Raw genomic sequence first — 14,852 nt, 5'->3', positions numbered from 1 at the left:
ATAAATGTTTGATTTACAACAAGTTCCATTTAGTCGGTACGGTTCTTTTTTAGTTATTTCTTTAAACTATGATAACGGATTATTGATTCGAAACATTCGCGGTGGTGACGACGATTTTGGTGAAGTGTTTAAAATAGAGGTATTAAATCGGAAAGGAGAGGTTTTACCATGTGAAACAAAGATGTCGCCATCTTTACTAACGCTCCAAACTGTAGAAGGTGATGTGAAGATTTGTTTCTCTCATTCTGATACAATTCGTTTTTATTCGGATCGATTGCAGCTACGTTTTATTGGGATTACAAGTTCGTATGATTACTGTATTCCAAGTGCACAAGGTGGGTGGGAAATTAATAGCTTTTCAAAAGAAATGAGATTTCATTTATCTGCTATAGAAGGGGTTATGCATATGGATGCCCCGTTTGAAGAACTTCGTTGTAAACATATTATTGTTGATATTTATGCGCAAGATGAAGAATCAGGGATTGATGTGGAACTAACGGAATACAAAACAGTATTGCAGAAGCCGAAGGAGACGAAGACATTCGCGGAGGCGGTGGATGCTGCTGAAGTGGATTTTGTAAATTGGTTACGTCATACATTGGCTGTCCCGAAAGACTTATTGAAAGGAAGAGAGTTAGCGGCTTATATTACATGGTCTTGTATGGTAGAAGCGGAAGGGTATTTACCGAGAAAAGCGATGTATATGTCAAAAAACTGGATGACAAATATATGGAGTTGGGATCATTGTTTTAATGCGATGGCATTAGCGATGCATCAGCCGACAGTGGCGTGGGATCAATTTATGATTTTCTTTGATAAGCAAGATGAGTGCGGTGTATTACCGGATTATATTAACGATAAAAGTGGGCTATGGAATTGCTGTAAACCACCTATTCATGGGTGGACGCTGAAATGGATGATGGAACATACAGATTTTATAACAGAAGAGCATTTACAAGAAGTGTATGAACCGTTATGCAAATGGACGGATTGGTGGTTTACATATCGAGATGATGATGGGGATGGGGTTCCTCAATATAATCATGGGAATGATAGCGGTTGGGATAATAGTACGATTTTTCACCGTGGTGCCCCTATTGAGAGTCCGGACTTAAGCTCATTTCTTATTTTACAAATGGAGGTATTATCGGAGGTCGCAGAGAAGCTTGGATTTGAAGAAGAAGCAAAGCGATGGGAAGCGCGGGCAAATACAACGCTCAATCGTATGATTCAACATTGTTGGAGAGAAAAGCGTTTTATTGCCCCGCAATCTGGGAATCATTCATATGAAGTATCAGATAGTCTTGTGTTATATATTCCTCTCATTTTAGGAAAAAGGTTACCTGAAGAAATCATTGAAAGCTTACTTGTAGAATTGAAAAAAGAAAATCACTTTTTGACAAAGTATGGTTTTGCAACAGAGAGTATAAGGAGTCCATATTATCGTGATGATGGATATTGGCGCGGGCCAATTTGGGCACCGACAACATTTATTATGACTGAGGCTTTACAAGCAGTTGGCAAAAATGAATTTGCAAAGGATATTGCTGTTCGTTTTTGTAGGATGGCAAATAAAAGTGGGATGGCTGAAAATTTTCATGCACAAACCGGGCAAGGATTGCGTGATTTAGCGTTTACATGGACTTCTAGTGTGTTTCTTATTTTAGCAAATAAGTATTTGTTAACACAAAAAGAAAGTATGCTCTATCAAAAAGTGACAAGATGAAAGAAAGGCACCGATTGGGCACCGGTGCCTTTTTAGTAAGAACGTGGCATAAGCAACAAACAAACAAGATAGACTAAAAAACCTGTTCCGAAGCATAGAATCGCAATAATCCAAAGTATGCGAATCATACTAACGCTTATATCAAAATATTCTCCTAAACCACCGCATACACCAAATAAAACTTTATCAGTTTCAGATCTACGTAACTTTTTTTCCATTATAAACCCCTCTCCTTTTTAATCACCATTTTGTTTCTTTTATGTATTGGTGATTCTTTATACTTTTATCTTACATGGAAAAGAATATGTAAACTATCGAATTATATTACATTTTTCTGAAAGAAGATTACAGTTTTGTAAGGCAGTTGTATACATAAAAGAAAGGAGAGGATAGCCTCCTTTCTTTTACGTATATATTGCTTTTATTTTCGGAAACGGTAAGGAACTGTTGTGACTATAACATTTTTCTTATATAGAAGATAGACACGTAGTAATACACTCGATTGGTTGTGTAAAAAGTTATGCCAGTTCTTTTTTGTAATAAATTGCGGAATTAAAACGGTAACGAAACGATTCTTTTCTTGCGCCTTATGCTGAATAATTGTAATTAATTTTGCGATAGGACGCATTAAGCTTCGGTAAGATGAGATAAAGGTAACGAGACGAATATTCGGTTGCCATTCTTTCCATTTTTCCTGCATACGTAGTTCGCTTTCTTTATCAAAAGCTACATACACAGCGATAACTTGATCGCTAATTGTTTCTGCGTAATTGATGGATTGTTCGACTACTTTTGTAATACCAGCGACGGGAACAATTACGACGTTACCAGTTACTTTTTCAGGAATTTCATTAAAATTGATGCGCAACTGTTCTCCTACTGCAACATAGTGATTGTGGATGCGATGAAAGATGAAAACAATGATAGGTAAAAAGATAAGAATGGACCATACTTGCGCAAATTTTGTAATAAAAAAAATGAGAAGCACAGTTAATGAAATAAGAGCGCCTAATAAGTTTGTTAGTAACTTAGGCATCCATCCTTTTGGCTTTTCTCGTAACCATTTTATAATCATACCTGTTTGTGACAATGTAAAAGGAATGAATACCCCGACAGCATACAACGGGATTAATTGCTCGGTTTTACCTTGGAATGCAACGATTAAAAGCATAGAACTAATACCTAACGTAATGATTCCATTTGAATACCCTAAGCGATCTCCACGCATTAAATACATACGCGGCATATATTTATCTGATGCTAAATTAAATGCTAAAAGTGGAAATGCTGAAAAACCTGTGTTTGCAGCTAGTACTAAAATAAGCGCAGTTGTTCCTTGAATAAAGTAGTATACAAAATTCCTTCCAAATATATTTGAAGCAATTTGGGACACGACAGTGTCATTATGTTTCGGAGCAATTCCATACCAATAGGCTAAAAATGTAATACCCGTAAATAAAATAGCAAGAATCGTTCCCATGATAACTAATGTTTTTGCTGCATTTTTTGCAGCCGGTTCTTTAAAATTTGGAATTGCATTGGAAATTGCCTCTACCCCTGTTAAAGCGGAACAACCAGATGAAAAAGCCTTCAACAAGAAGAAGAGTGTAATGCCAGGCACGACTGTTCCAATCGGTGTATGTAAATGAGCGGGAGCTTGCCCAGAAAAAATTTTAAAAACACCAGCAATAATTAAAATAACAAGTGCAAAGGCAAAGAGATAGACAGGATAAGCTAGAATCGATGCTGACTCCGTTACGCCTCTTAGATTCAAAATTGTAATAAATAAAACAAGTATGACCGCGATTGGAACGGTGTATGTGTGCAAAGCCGGAAAAGCAGATGTAATAGCATCGGTTCCAGCTGAAACACTTACAGCTACAGTAAGGATATAATCAACAAGTAATGATCCTCCTGCAATAAGCCCAGCATTTGTGCCTAAGTTTGTTTTGGAAACAACATAAGCACCTCCGCCATGCGGATAAGAAAAAATAATTTGTCGGTATGATAAAATGAGCGCTGTCAATAAGATTAAAACGCCAATTGCAATCGGGATGGAATACCAAAAAGCAATCGCTCCAAATGCAGCTAATACAATTAAAATTTGTTCTGTTCCGTAAGCGACAGAAGAAAGGGCGTCAGAAGAAAGGATCGCGAGTGCCTTTAGTTTATTTAATTTTTGTTCCCCGAGTGCTGTTGACTTAAGTGGTCTACCGATTAAAAATCGTTTGAAGGCCGAAAACATAATGACACCACCAATACATAAAATTTTGCGTGCAAAGCGGATTGGTATGAACACATACATCCCTGTTTGGTAGTATTGGCTGTTTATTGACGAATCTTTCTGAAAAGAAAGAGGTAATAAATGGAGTTTGGGGATTTTCGCGCTTAGTATTTAATAATTCTTTTGATGAATAGCGATTATTGTTTGAAAAAGATTTTTTGGAAGTTCTTACATATATATAAATCATAAATAACGTGCCGAAATTAGCCCATTTTCATTCACCACCTGCACATTTTGTTCATACAATATCTTGACTAAATAAACACCCAACTTACACATATACAGCTCTGGCTTAAGCAAGGAGGGTTATACCAGTTGAAGGAAAAAGCATATCAATCTAAACCGTTACTCACAAAGAGAGAGAGAGAAGTCTTTGAATTATTGGTTCAAGATAAAACGACGAAAGAAATTGCAAGTGAACTATTTATTAGTGAAAAAACTGTACGCAACCACATATCAAATGCAATGCAAAAGCTAGGGGTTAAAGGACGTTCGCAAGCGGTTGTTGAGCTTCTTCGTATGGGGGAACTCGAATTATAATAGGTGAAGCCGACTTTTTATAAAAGGTCGGCTATTTTTCTGTCTTGCAAATTGCGAAGAAAAGGAGCAAAATAAAAAAGTCCTGGTCTATACAGGTACATATTTGGAAATCTATTAACAGGTATATTTTGGATCTGTAAAGATCTAAAGTATGTAAGATATAATGATATGCAAAAAAATAAGATGATGAATGAGAAAACGGGTGATTATGTTGAATAGAGCAATTGGTGTCATTGATTCGGGAGTAGGGGGATTAACGGTAGCGAAAGAGTTAATTCGTCAGCTGCCAAAAGAGCGTATTATATATTTAGGAGATACAGCACGTTGTCCTTATGGCCCGCGTTCTCGCGAGGAAGTGCGTCAATTCACATGGGAAATGACAGAGTATTTATTAGCACTTGATATTAAAATGCTAGTTATTGCTTGTAATACTGCAACTGCGGTCGTACTTGAAGAGATGCAAAAACAATTAAAAATTCCAGTAGTGGGTGTGATTCATCCTGGTTCGCGTACAGCTTTAAAAGTGACGAATACGTACCATGTTGGTATTATTGGAACAATTGGAACGGTGAAAAGTGGTGCGTATGAAGATGCGTTAAAGTCCATTAATAACCGCGTTATGGTAGAAAGCTTAGCGTGTCCGCCATTTGTTGAACTTGTTGAAAGTGGAAACTTTGAGAGTGAGATGGCGTATGAGGTTGTTAGAGAAACGTTGCAACCACTGAAAAATACTGAAATTGATACGCTGATTTTAGGATGTACACATTATCCGATTCTAGGCCCAGTTATTAAGCGGGTAATGGGAGATAAGGTGCAGTTAATTAGTTCTGGAGATGAAACAGCTCGTGAAGTAAGTACGATACTATATCATAGTAAAATGTTAAATGAAGGGGAAGAACAAAGCGACCATCTTTTCTTAACCACAGGAAAAATAGATTTATTCAAAGAAATTGCTTCTAAATGGTTTGGACAGCCGATTGAAAATGTAAAACATATTAATTTGTAAACAAGTTAATAATAGATTTGTATAAAAAACTTCTGAGAAATCAGGAGTTTTTTTGTTTAGTAAATTGTAAGATAAGTTGTTATTGCTTGTTCTAAAATGATAAAGAGCTCGTATACATATAGTACAAACTTAGATTTTAGGGGGAAATGGTATGCCTAAATCCACTTTTAAATGGCTTGTTTGTGTTACAGTAAGCGCAGTTTTATTATCAGGATGCGGTTTGTTAAATCAGGAGAAAGAAACGGAACAAATTGATCCACCGAAAAAAGTTACGTATACAGATGGTGAGAAGAAAGAGACTGCTACAAAAGAAAAACAAGGGCAAACGAAGAAATATGATTTATACCTCGTTGATAAAAATGGTTATGTTGTACCGCAAACATTTGATTTACCTGCGCCCAAAGGGAATGCAGTTGTGAAGCAAACATTGGAATATCTTGTGAAGGATGGTCCTGTAACAAATATGTTGCCAAATGGATTTCAAGCGGTTCTTCCAGCGAATACAACGCTGTCAGTTGATGTGAAAAAAGATGGGACAGCAGTTGTTGATTTCTCAAAGGAAATAAAAAATTATAAAAAAGAAGAAGAGCGTCAAATCGTGGAATCTGTAGCATGGACATTGACGCAATTTAAAGAAATTAAGCAAGTCAAATTTCAGATGAACGGTAAAAATTTAGAAACGATGCCGGTTGCTGGTACACCGATTGGTGAAGGGGTTAGCCGTGCGGATGGAATTAACTTTGATGATGAGCAAGTGGCGGATGTAACGAATACGAAGCCGGTTACACTTTATTTCCTAGCGCGAAATAATAAAAAACAGTACTATGTGCCAGTAACACGCCGCGTGGCAGAAGGAAAGGAACATGAAGTAGCAACGGTTGTGAATGAGCTTGTTAAAGGACCGTCGGGTTCAGCTTTACTTAATGATTTTAATCCAGATGTAAAGCTCGTTAGTGAACCGAAAGTGCAAGATGGAAAGGTTACATTGAATTTCAATGAAAATATATATGTGAACAAAGGAAAAAGTATGATTTCAAATTATGTACTGCAATCACTCGTTCTATCTTTAACGGAAAAACAAGGTGTGAAAAATGTTTCTGTTGAAGTAAATGGAAAAGCAAATCTTGTTAACGAGAAGGGTGAGAAATTAACAAAACCTGTTGATCGTCCGCAAAACGTGAATACAGGTAGTTTTTAATCGTAAATAATTTGATATACTTATGTAGGAAAGGGGAATTGCTTTTTGAGTTCCCCTTCTTCTGTTGATATACATAATCATAAATTTAAAACGGGCTATACTAACAAGTAGCAGTTACTAGGTAGGGGGTTATTTTATGCGAGTAGATGGTAGACAAGCGGCAGAACTGCGCAATATACATCTTCATACAAATTATTTAAAACATCCAGAAGGGTCTGTACTAATTGAAGTTGGAGATACAAAGGTTATTTGTTCGGCAACGATTGAAGAACGTGTGCCACCATTTATGAGAGGCGAAGGAAAAGGGTGGGTAACAGCTGAATACGCTATGATTCCACGCGCAACAGAACAACGTACAATTCGTGAGTCCAGTAAAGGGAAAGTAACTGGTCGTACAATGGAAATTCAACGTTTAATTGGACGAGCATTACGTGCGGTTGTTGATTTGGAAGCACTTGGGGAAAGAACGGTTTGGATTGATTGTGATGTAATCCAGGCAGATGGAGGAACACGAACAGCGTCTATTACGGGTGCTTATGTCGCGATGGTGTTAGCATTTGAAAAGTTATTACAAGCAGAAAAAGTATCTAAAATTCCAGTAAAAGATTATTTAGCTGCAACATCCGTTGGAATTGTTGAAGACCAAGGTGTAGTTTTAGATCTAAACTATGCAGAAGATTCTCAAGCTGATGTTGATATGAACGTTATTATGACGGGGAAAGGCCATTTTGTTGAAGTGCAAGGAACTGGAGAAGAAGCAACGTTTAGCCGTGCAGAGTTAAATGAATTACTTGATGCAGCTGAAAATGGGATTTTACAACTCATTGAAAAACAAAAAGAAGCATTAGGTGACATCGTATCTCATATAGAGTAGAGGTGGGAAATATGAAACATGTTGTTGTAGCAACGAAAAATATGGGGAAAGTACGTGAATTTGCCGAGCTATTTGAGAGATTTGACTTAGAAGTAAAATCTCTTCATGACTTCCCTAATATTGAAGAAGTCGAGGAAACTGGTGAAACATTTGAAGAAAATGCACTTTTGAAAGCGGACAGTTTATGTAAACAGTTAAATTCAATTGTTATTGCGGATGATTCAGGGCTAATTGTTGATGCGTTGAATGGAAATCCTGGTGTGCGCTCTGCTCGCTATGCTGGTGAGCAAAAAGATGATCAGGCAAATATCGATAAAGTTTTAACAGGATTAGATGGCGTTTCGATGGAAAAGCGTACAGCGCGTTTTTATTGTGCGTTAGCGGTTGCTTTTCCAGAAGAAAATAAAGAGGCGGTTATTGTAAATGGAACGTGCGAAGGGAAAATTCTAGAGCAACGTCGTGGTGAAAATGGCTTCGGATATGATCCAATCTTTTATGTAGAAGAATACAAACGAGCGATGGCAGAGTTAACTTCAGATGAGAAAAATGAAATCAGTCACCGCGGGCGTGCTCTTCGTAAGTTGGAAGAAAAAATTTCAGCGTGGTTTTTAGAAGAAGAATAAGGGAGAGAGACCGATGAGAGCTTTAATTGTAAGCGATAGTCACGGTTCTACGAAAGAATTACAGCAATTAAAAGATACATATGAGGGAAATGTAGATGTTATGATTCATTGCGGTGATTCAGAACTAACGCCAGATCATCCAGATTTACGAGGGTTCCAAGTAGTAAAAGGGAATTGCGATCTTTATAATGGTTTTGAAGAAGAAATCATTACTGATGTAGATGAAATGCGCTTTTTTGCTACACACGGTCATCGATACAATATTAAAATGACTTTGCAAACACTTTTATATCGTGCAAAAGAAGTGGGAGCGAATATTGTATGTTTTGGACATTCTCATATGTTGGGAGCGGAATTTATTGATGGTATTTTATTCATCAATCCAGGAAGCATTTTACTGCCACGTTCCCGTAAAGAAAAAACATTTACTTTGTTAGAAGTAAATGAAAAGGACATTGAAATTCGATTTGAAACATTAGCTGGAAAAGTTGTCGCACATAAAACTTTTCAAAGAGGATAAGAAAAATTATCCTCTTTGAAAAAAGGTGTTGACTTTATCTGCGTGTGCAAATATAATAAACCTTGTCGATAAGATATCAGACGGAAATGAAAACAAAATATGCGGGTGTAGTTTAGTGGTAAAACAAGAGCCTTCCAAGCTCTGGTCGAGAGTTCGATTCTCTTCACCCGCTCCATGTCCCAGTAGCTCAGCAGGATAGAGCAACGGCCTTCTAAGCCGTCGGTCGGGAGTTCGAATCTCTCCTGGGACGCTAAAAAAACCTTGTTATCTTTTGATGACAAGGTTTTTTGTTTATTCAAAAATTAATCGTTAATAAATTTTTCAAAAACAAACCCATAATCTTTCACGTTATATTGCTTCTTCGTATCCACAAGCCAATTAAACGCAATTTGATTCATTTCTTTAAATTGCTCTGCTAAATTAACTTGTGCATTCGTAATACGACTAAATGTGTTAGAAGCCATATCTAAACTTTTATGAGCATATTGTAATGTAATATCATTTTCGTATGAAATTTCCTCAATTTTGAGAAGAGCTTTATATAAGTCTTTTAATTCCTCGATATGTTTTTTATGAACGTCAATTGAGTAATATTCATCTCCCATATGGAATTTAATTTCTACATCTAAATCGATTGTACCAGCAGTTTCTAACGCTACATTTTTAATTTGATGTTTGCTGTAGCTGAAGCGGCGTAATGTACGTTTTTTACTTGCTGCACTCGTACCATCTAAGTGAATTAACCCTTTGTTTGTAAAACAATATTCATCTGATTTTGATTTGATTAGAAAATAAATTTTTTCTCCATCTTCATGCATCACATAATCATCAGCATCCACTTTATCATAATCTTTCGGTGTGATTACAGAACCTACATCGCTTAGCCCGAGAACATCAGCAGCTACTTTTTTGAACATATGGATCATCCCCTTTAATTTCTGGATTTTGAATTACATAAAAATATTTTAACATTTTTCAACAAGGGAATTAGGCTGTATTTAAAAAATTATAAGAAGGTGAAGGAGAGAAATATCCCGAATGTGATGTAATAAATAATTACAAAAGTGTTTCGTAAATCAATTAGTTTAAGAATAAATCCACCAAAGAAGTACTAAGAAAAGAATGTTAATTTTGCAGACGATTATAGAGAACTCCCGTAAAACCACTTTCAATTATGTTAGGTGGTTTTTTTCTTTTGAAATCTTACAATTCTGTAAGGTAAGTGTAAGAAAGTTCGATGGTAACAAAATGCCAGTTCTTTATAATTAAGGTAACGAAGATGACACGAGGAGGAAGAAAAACATGAAAGGATTAGTCGTAACGGCTTTAACAGTAGCTTTCGGGTTTGTTGCATATGAGAAATTAACAGATGTAATTGAGGTTGTAAAACATTTAGTAGCATAGAGAGAATTGTTATGAGAGGGAAAGGGTAAATGAATGGAATGGTTACTCGGAATTATAGGTGTTTGTAGTGTTATATTATTGTCATTTGTCCCTAGCGGAATACTGAGTCCTACTACAAGTTTATTTTTTATGTGTTTACTTGCCTGCATTATGCTTATTATTATGTTTTTGATGAAACGAAGTAAGCCAATCTTCTTTTTTAGCATGGTTGTTGTTACAATTATTGTTCTCCAAATGATTACTCTTTTCGTATATCCTACAATTATAAAAGCTGCCCATTAATGAGGAAATCCTCTGCGTTATTTGCTGAGGGTTTTTTATATGTATAAAGAGGATTTTCTGATATGATTTTTTCGTTTTAATTATAAAAGTCAAATATTTTCATATTTCAAATAAATGTATTTGGAATGTTGTTTTCTTAACAGCCATTTGTTATATTTACTTTGAAGATATTTAAAATCTAAAAAAAGAGGCGGACGTATGGATAAAAAAGAAAATACGGTCGTATTGTTTCCGCAGTTGTCAGAGCGTTATATTGATCAAGGGTTTATGGCGCTGCGGGAGCGGAAGTTCGAAGATGCATTGCGCTGTTTTGAAATATTACGCCAGTATAATGGAGAAACAGAGCAAACAGAATTAGCTTCAGTTATTTGTTTATTAGAATTAAAGCGAATGGAAGAATCAAAAGACCGATGTGAGAAGTTGCTTGAAACAGGAACAGTCTTGTTTGGGGATATTCTTGAAACATACGTGACTATTTTAGTTCAAACAAATGATTATGTAGGTGTAATTGAGACTGTTGAAGAGGTTTTGCAGAAGAAAGAATTGACTATAGAGCAAAGAGAAAAGTTAGCGCAGCTTGCCCAATTTGCGGAGAATATGCTAAATGGTGAGGAAACGACGCTAGTAGAATCAGATTTTGATCTGGAAGAATTTTCGAAAAAACTATTTGTAGAAAATTTTGGGCAGCAGCTACAGGTAATTCATGCTCTTTTAATTAAAAACCTCGAAAAAGCTTTGCCAGCTTTACGGAAATTTCTCGTTGATAGCACGCGACATCCATATTTAAAAACTTCTATTATATACAAAATGGTAGAGAAGCGTATGAAAGAAGAAATAGAAGTAGAGAAATTTGGCGAAAGAATAATGATTATTCCAGCTCATTTGGATCATAATGATGAGTACTCGAAGAAAGTTATACATATATTATCTAATCGTTTAGAAAGTGATAATCCAAATATGTTTGAGGCGATTATTACATATTGGAGAGAAATGCAAGCTAGTATTTTCCCGTTCCCATTACTAATAGATAAAGTAGAAGTATGGGCAGCGGTTTTAGAGCGAATCGGGAGAAAGCGTTTCGGATTGATCATCGATGAAGAGGAACTTATGGCGGCGTATAATATTACCGTTGAAGAGTTTCATATTGCCTATCAATGGTTTTTACGCGTGGAGAGAGAAGGGCATTTACCTGTATAATTATGAAAAAGAATCGTTCAGTTATTGAAACGAGAATATTCTATGTTATAATGTAAGGGTTGCAAAAGGCTGAATTATGCCTGCTTGTAAGAGGAGAGAAGTATAATTCTCTTACTTAATATGTTTCATATTATTCTCGAACAAAATATACCGTGTTTGTCTTATAGACAAATAATAGATTGAGAATCGCGTGTCTTAAGGCTTATTGCTAGAAGATTAGAAAGCTTAAATAAATTGGCTTTCATGCTTTTGTTGTTTCTAAAAAAGAAATAATGAAAATCTCAATCTGTAGAGGTATGTGCATACATTATTATAGTTGGAGGGAAAGAATAAATGGCTGCAAAATGGGAAAAATTAGAAGGTAACGTTGGCGTTTTAACAATCGAAGTTGATGCTAAAGAAGTAAACAACTCTATCGACGCTGCGTTCAAAAAAGTAGTAAAAACAATTAACGTACCTGGTTTCCGTAAAGGAAAAATGCCTCGTCCGTTATTCGAACAACGCTTTGGTATTGAATCTTTATACCAAGATGCTTTAGATATTATCTTACCAAAAGCATACGGTGAAGCAATCGATGAAACTGGTATCTTCCCAGTTGCTCATCCTGAAATCGACATCGAGAAGTTCGAGAAAAATGAAAACTTAATCTTCACTGCAAAAGTTACTGTAAAACCTGAAGTTAAATTAGGTGAATACAAAGGACTAGCAGTAGAAAAAGTTGAAACAACTGTAACTGACGAAGATGTAGAGAACGAATTACAATCTTTACAAGAGCGTCAAGCTGAACTAGTTGTTAAAGAAGAAGGTACTGCTGAAAACGGCGATACAGCTGTAATCGACTTTGAAGGTTTCGTTGATGGCGAAGCATTCGAAGGCGGAAAAGGCGAGAACTACTCTCTAGCAATCGGTTCTGGTACATTCATCCCAGGTTTTGAAGAGCAATTAATTGGTCTAAAAGCTGGCGAGTCAAAAGACGTTGAAGTATCATTCCCAGAAGAGTACCATGCAGAAGAACTTGCTGGTAAACCAGCAACATTTAAAGTAACAGTTCATGAAATTAAAGCAAAAGAACTTCCAGCTTTAGATGACGAGTTCGCTAAAGATGCAGACGAAGAAGTTGCAACTCTTGAAGAGTTAAAAGCAAAACTTCGTACAAACTTAGAAGAAGGCAAAAAGCACGAAGCTGAGCACAAAGTTCGTGACGAAGTAGTAGAAAAAGCTGCTGATAACGCTGAAATCGAAATTCCAGAAGCTATGATCGAAACTGAGTTAGATCGTATGATTCGTGAATTCGAACAACGCTTAAGCCAACAAGGTATGAACCTTGAGCTTTACTACCAATTCACAGGTACTGACGCTGACAAGCTAAAAGAACAAATGAAAGAAGATGCACAAAAACGTGTAAGAATCAACCTTGTTCTTGAAGCGATCATTGAAGCTGAAAACATCGAAGTTACTGAAGAAGAAGTAACTGCAGAAGTTGAAAAAATGGCTGCAATGTACAATATGCCAGTTGACGCTATCACACAAGCTCTTGGAAGCTTAGATGCTTTATCTGAAGACATTAAAGTTCGTAAAGCTGTAGACTTCTTAGTAGACAACAGCAAAGCTGCATAATAAAATAACAAGGCGCGATTTTGGATCGTGCCTTGTTTTATAAATATAGATATAAATATATTTATAAAACTTTTCGATGAAGAAGGAAATGATCCTTCTAAAGTCGAATATACATATTTCAAAAGTTTTAAAAATTTTTTATTTGTACATAACTAGTCATATTATTTGTATTTCTCGCCACGTAGTGACATAATATGTATTTACATACGATACATTTATCGTGTACATACGAAGGCAAGATATTAGCACTTTGTAAGGGGTGTGAAAATATGTTTAAATTTAATGATGAAAAAGGGCAATTAAAATGTTCTTTCTGTGGTAAAACACAAACGCAAGTCCGAAAGCTTGTTGCTGGTCCTGGTGTTTACATTTGTGATGAGTGCATTGAGCTTTGTACAGAGATTGTGCAAGAGGAGCTTGCGAAGGACGAAGAAGTAGAATTCAAAGATGTACCGAAACCGGTAGAAATTCGTGAAATCTTAGATGAGTATGTAATCGGACAAGATAATGCGAAGAAAGCATTAGCGGTAGCGGTATATAATCATTACAAACGCATCAATTCTAACAGCAAAATTGATGATGTAGAATTGGCGAAAAGTAATATCGCACTTATCGGGCCAACAGGTAGTGGTAAAACATTATTGGCACAAACATTAGCGCGTATTTTAAATGTTCCATTTGCAATCGCGGACGCAACATCTTTAACAGAAGCTGGATATGTAGGGGAAGATGTAGAAAACATCTTACTAAAACTTATTCAAGCAGCTGATTACGATGTAGAGAAAGCTGAAAAAGGAATCATTTATATTGATGAGATTGATAAAGTGGCGCGTAAGTCAGAAAATCCATCAATTACACGTGATGTATCTGGTGAGGGTGTACAGCAGGCCCTTCTGAAAATTTTAGAGGGTACTGTAGCAAGCGTTCCGCCTCAAGGTGGTCGTAAACATCCGCATCAAGAGTTTATTCAAATTGATACAACGAACATCTTATTCATTTGTGGTGGTGCGTTTGATGGCATTGAGCCAATTATTAAACGTCGCCTTGGTGAAAAAGTAATTGGATTTGGTTCAGAGAAGAAAAATGCTGATGTAAATGAAAAGCATGTTTTATCTCACGTATTACCAGAAGACCTTTTACGATTTGGTTTAATTCCAGAGTTTATTGGTCGTCTTCCAGTTATTGCGAACCTAGAACCACTTGATGAAGGTGCTCTTGTTGATATTTTAACAAAACCGAAAAATGCGCTTGTAAAACAGTTCCAAAAATTATTGGAGCTTGACGATGTTGAGTTGGAATTTGAAGAAGGAGCACTGATTGAAATTGCGAAAAAAGCAATTGAACGTAAAACAGGTGCTCGTGGACTTCGCTCTATTATTGAAGGCTTAATGCTAGATGTAATGTTCGAGCTTCCATCTCGTAAAGATATCGAGAAGTGTATTCTTTCAAAAGAAACAGTAGCGGACAATGCACCGCCAAAATTGGTGTTACAAGACGGTACTGTACTCGATACAAAAACATCTGCATAGTGTAAAAATGAAACAGCAATTTTTATAATTGCTGTTTCTTATTATGTTTAGC

The 14,852-nt window shown here is 36.2% G+C and carries 14 protein-coding genes and 2 tRNA genes; 13 read left to right on the top strand and 3 right to left on the bottom strand.

Going from position 1 to position 14,852, the window contains the following annotated elements:
- Nucleotides 1–4 precede the first annotated feature (4 nt).
- Complete coding sequence (locus C564_RS0103265; RefSeq protein ID WP_003200750.1) at nucleotides 5–1,726, top strand: amylo-alpha-1,6-glucosidase; 1,722 nt, start codon at nucleotides 5–7, stop codon at nucleotides 1,724–1,726.
- 32 nt (nucleotides 1,727–1,758) lie between these two features.
- Here the strand turns inward: C564_RS0103265 and C564_RS0103260 are convergent, their stop codons facing one another.
- Entirely contained in the window at nucleotides 1,759–1,944 is a 186-nt protein-coding gene (locus C564_RS0103260; protein WP_018764403.1) for a PspC domain-containing protein, read from the bottom strand.
- Nucleotides 1,945–2,147: 203 nt separating this feature from the next.
- Nucleotides 2,148–3,971 carry an APC family permease gene (locus tag C564_RS0103255; RefSeq protein WP_018764402.1) on the bottom strand — a complete coding sequence of 608 codons (1,824 nt, stop codon included), beginning with the start codon at nucleotides 3,969–3,971 and terminating at the stop codon, nucleotides 2,148–2,150.
- A gap of 354 nt (nucleotides 3,972–4,325) precedes the next feature.
- Here C564_RS0103255 and gerE point away from each other — a divergent pair, with 354 nt between their 5' ends.
- From gerE to C564_RS0103215, 8 genes are all read left to right on the top strand, one after another.
- Complete coding sequence (gene gerE, locus C564_RS0103250; RefSeq protein WP_000659494.1) at nucleotides 4,326–4,550, top strand: spore germination transcription factor GerE; 225 nt, start codon at nucleotides 4,326–4,328, stop codon at nucleotides 4,548–4,550.
- A 190-nt stretch (nucleotides 4,551–4,740) separates the two neighbouring features.
- Nucleotides 4,741–5,556 (top strand): glutamate racemase, encoded by an 816-nt coding sequence (racE, locus tag C564_RS0103245; RefSeq protein WP_003208646.1) that lies wholly within the window; start codon nucleotides 4,741–4,743, stop codon nucleotides 5,554–5,556.
- A 151-nt stretch (nucleotides 5,557–5,707) separates the two neighbouring features.
- Nucleotides 5,708–6,754 carry a GerMN domain-containing protein gene (locus tag C564_RS0103240; RefSeq protein ID WP_003200757.1) on the top strand — a complete coding sequence of 349 codons (1,047 nt, stop codon included), beginning with the start codon at nucleotides 5,708–5,710 and terminating at the stop codon, nucleotides 6,752–6,754.
- A gap of 136 nt (nucleotides 6,755–6,890) precedes the next feature.
- A complete protein-coding gene (gene rph, locus C564_RS0103235; RefSeq protein ID WP_003200759.1) occupies nucleotides 6,891–7,628 on the top strand; it encodes a ribonuclease PH in 738 nt (245 codons plus the stop codon).
- Nucleotides 7,629–7,639: 11 nt separating this feature from the next.
- On the top strand, nucleotides 7,640–8,251 hold the full coding sequence (locus tag C564_RS0103230; protein WP_018764401.1) for an XTP/dITP diphosphatase: 612 nt from the start codon (nucleotides 7,640–7,642) through the stop codon (nucleotides 8,249–8,251).
- A 13-nt stretch (nucleotides 8,252–8,264) separates the two neighbouring features.
- On the top strand, nucleotides 8,265–8,771 hold the full coding sequence (locus C564_RS0103225) for a metallophosphoesterase (protein WP_003200763.1): 507 nt from the start codon (nucleotides 8,265–8,267) through the stop codon (nucleotides 8,769–8,771).
- 101 nt (nucleotides 8,772–8,872) lie between these two features.
- A tRNA-Gly gene (locus C564_RS0103220) sits at nucleotides 8,873–8,946 on the top strand.
- 1 nt (nucleotide 8,947) lies between these two features.
- Nucleotides 8,948–9,021, top strand: a tRNA-Arg gene (locus C564_RS0103215).
- Nucleotides 9,022–9,073: 52 nt separating this feature from the next.
- Here C564_RS0103215 and C564_RS0103210 read toward each other — a convergent pair.
- Nucleotides 9,074–9,688 carry a PH domain-containing protein gene (locus C564_RS0103210; RefSeq protein WP_003200781.1) on the bottom strand — a complete coding sequence of 205 codons (615 nt, stop codon included), beginning with the start codon at nucleotides 9,686–9,688 and terminating at the stop codon, nucleotides 9,074–9,076.
- Nucleotides 9,689–10,208: 520 nt separating this feature from the next.
- Between C564_RS0103210 and C564_RS0103200 the strand changes: the two genes are divergently transcribed.
- From C564_RS0103200 to clpX, 4 genes are all read left to right on the top strand, one after another.
- A complete protein-coding gene (locus C564_RS0103200) occupies nucleotides 10,209–10,457 on the top strand; it encodes a hypothetical protein (RefSeq protein ID WP_018764400.1) in 249 nt (82 codons plus the stop codon).
- Between the two features lie 198 nt (nucleotides 10,458–10,655).
- Nucleotides 10,656–11,654, top strand: a complete 999-nt coding sequence (locus C564_RS0103195; protein WP_003200785.1) for a hypothetical protein — start codon at nucleotides 10,656–10,658, stop codon at nucleotides 11,652–11,654.
- Nucleotides 11,655–11,987: 333 nt separating this feature from the next.
- A complete protein-coding gene (gene tig / locus C564_RS0103190; RefSeq protein ID WP_003200787.1) occupies nucleotides 11,988–13,271 on the top strand; it encodes a trigger factor in 1,284 nt (427 codons plus the stop codon).
- A gap of 269 nt (nucleotides 13,272–13,540) precedes the next feature.
- On the top strand, nucleotides 13,541–14,800 hold the full coding sequence (gene clpX, locus C564_RS0103185) for an ATP-dependent protease ATP-binding subunit ClpX (RefSeq protein ID WP_018764399.1): 1,260 nt from the start codon (nucleotides 13,541–13,543) through the stop codon (nucleotides 14,798–14,800).
- The last annotated feature ends 52 nt before the right edge of the window (nucleotides 14,801–14,852 follow it).

It is taken from the genome of Bacillus sp. 105MF, from assembly GCF_000374885.1.
Classification (GTDB): Bacteria; Bacillota; Bacilli; order Bacillales; family Bacillaceae_G; genus Bacillus_A; species Bacillus_A pseudomycoides.
The sequence above is the reverse complement of the archived record's forward strand: the minus strand, read 5'-3'. Positions and strand labels throughout refer to the sequence as shown.

Bases quoted from the DNA above. Each gene is read 5' to 3' on its own strand.
- C564_RS0103265 (WP_003200750.1), top strand. From the start codon at position 5: ATGTTTGATTTACAACAAGTTCCATTTAGTCGGTACGGTTCTTTTTTA.
- C564_RS0103260 (WP_018764403.1), bottom strand. From the start codon at position 1,944: ATGGAAAAAAAGTTACGTAGATCTGAAACTGATAAAGTTTTATTTGGT.
- C564_RS0103255 (WP_018764402.1), bottom strand. From the start codon at position 3,971: ATGTTTTCGGCCTTCAAACGATTTTTAATCGGTAGACCACTTAAGTCA.
- racE (WP_003208646.1), top strand. From the start codon at position 4,741: ATGAGAAAACGGGTGATTATGTTGAATAGAGCAATTGGTGTCATTGAT.
- C564_RS0103240 (WP_003200757.1), top strand. From the start codon at position 5,708: ATGCCTAAATCCACTTTTAAATGGCTTGTTTGTGTTACAGTAAGCGCA.
- rph (WP_003200759.1), top strand. From the start codon at position 6,891: ATGCGAGTAGATGGTAGACAAGCGGCAGAACTGCGCAATATACATCTT.
- C564_RS0103230 (WP_018764401.1), top strand. From the start codon at position 7,640: ATGAAACATGTTGTTGTAGCAACGAAAAATATGGGGAAAGTACGTGAA.
- C564_RS0103225 (WP_003200763.1), top strand. From the start codon at position 8,265: ATGAGAGCTTTAATTGTAAGCGATAGTCACGGTTCTACGAAAGAATTA.
- C564_RS0103210 (WP_003200781.1), bottom strand. From the start codon at position 9,688: ATGTTCAAAAAAGTAGCTGCTGATGTTCTCGGGCTAAGCGATGTAGGT.
- C564_RS0103200 (WP_018764400.1), top strand. From the start codon at position 10,209: ATGGAATGGTTACTCGGAATTATAGGTGTTTGTAGTGTTATATTATTG.
- C564_RS0103195 (WP_003200785.1), top strand. From the start codon at position 10,656: ATGGATAAAAAAGAAAATACGGTCGTATTGTTTCCGCAGTTGTCAGAG.
- tig (WP_003200787.1), top strand. From the start codon at position 11,988: ATGGCTGCAAAATGGGAAAAATTAGAAGGTAACGTTGGCGTTTTAACA.
- clpX (WP_018764399.1), top strand. From the start codon at position 13,541: ATGTTTAAATTTAATGATGAAAAAGGGCAATTAAAATGTTCTTTCTGT.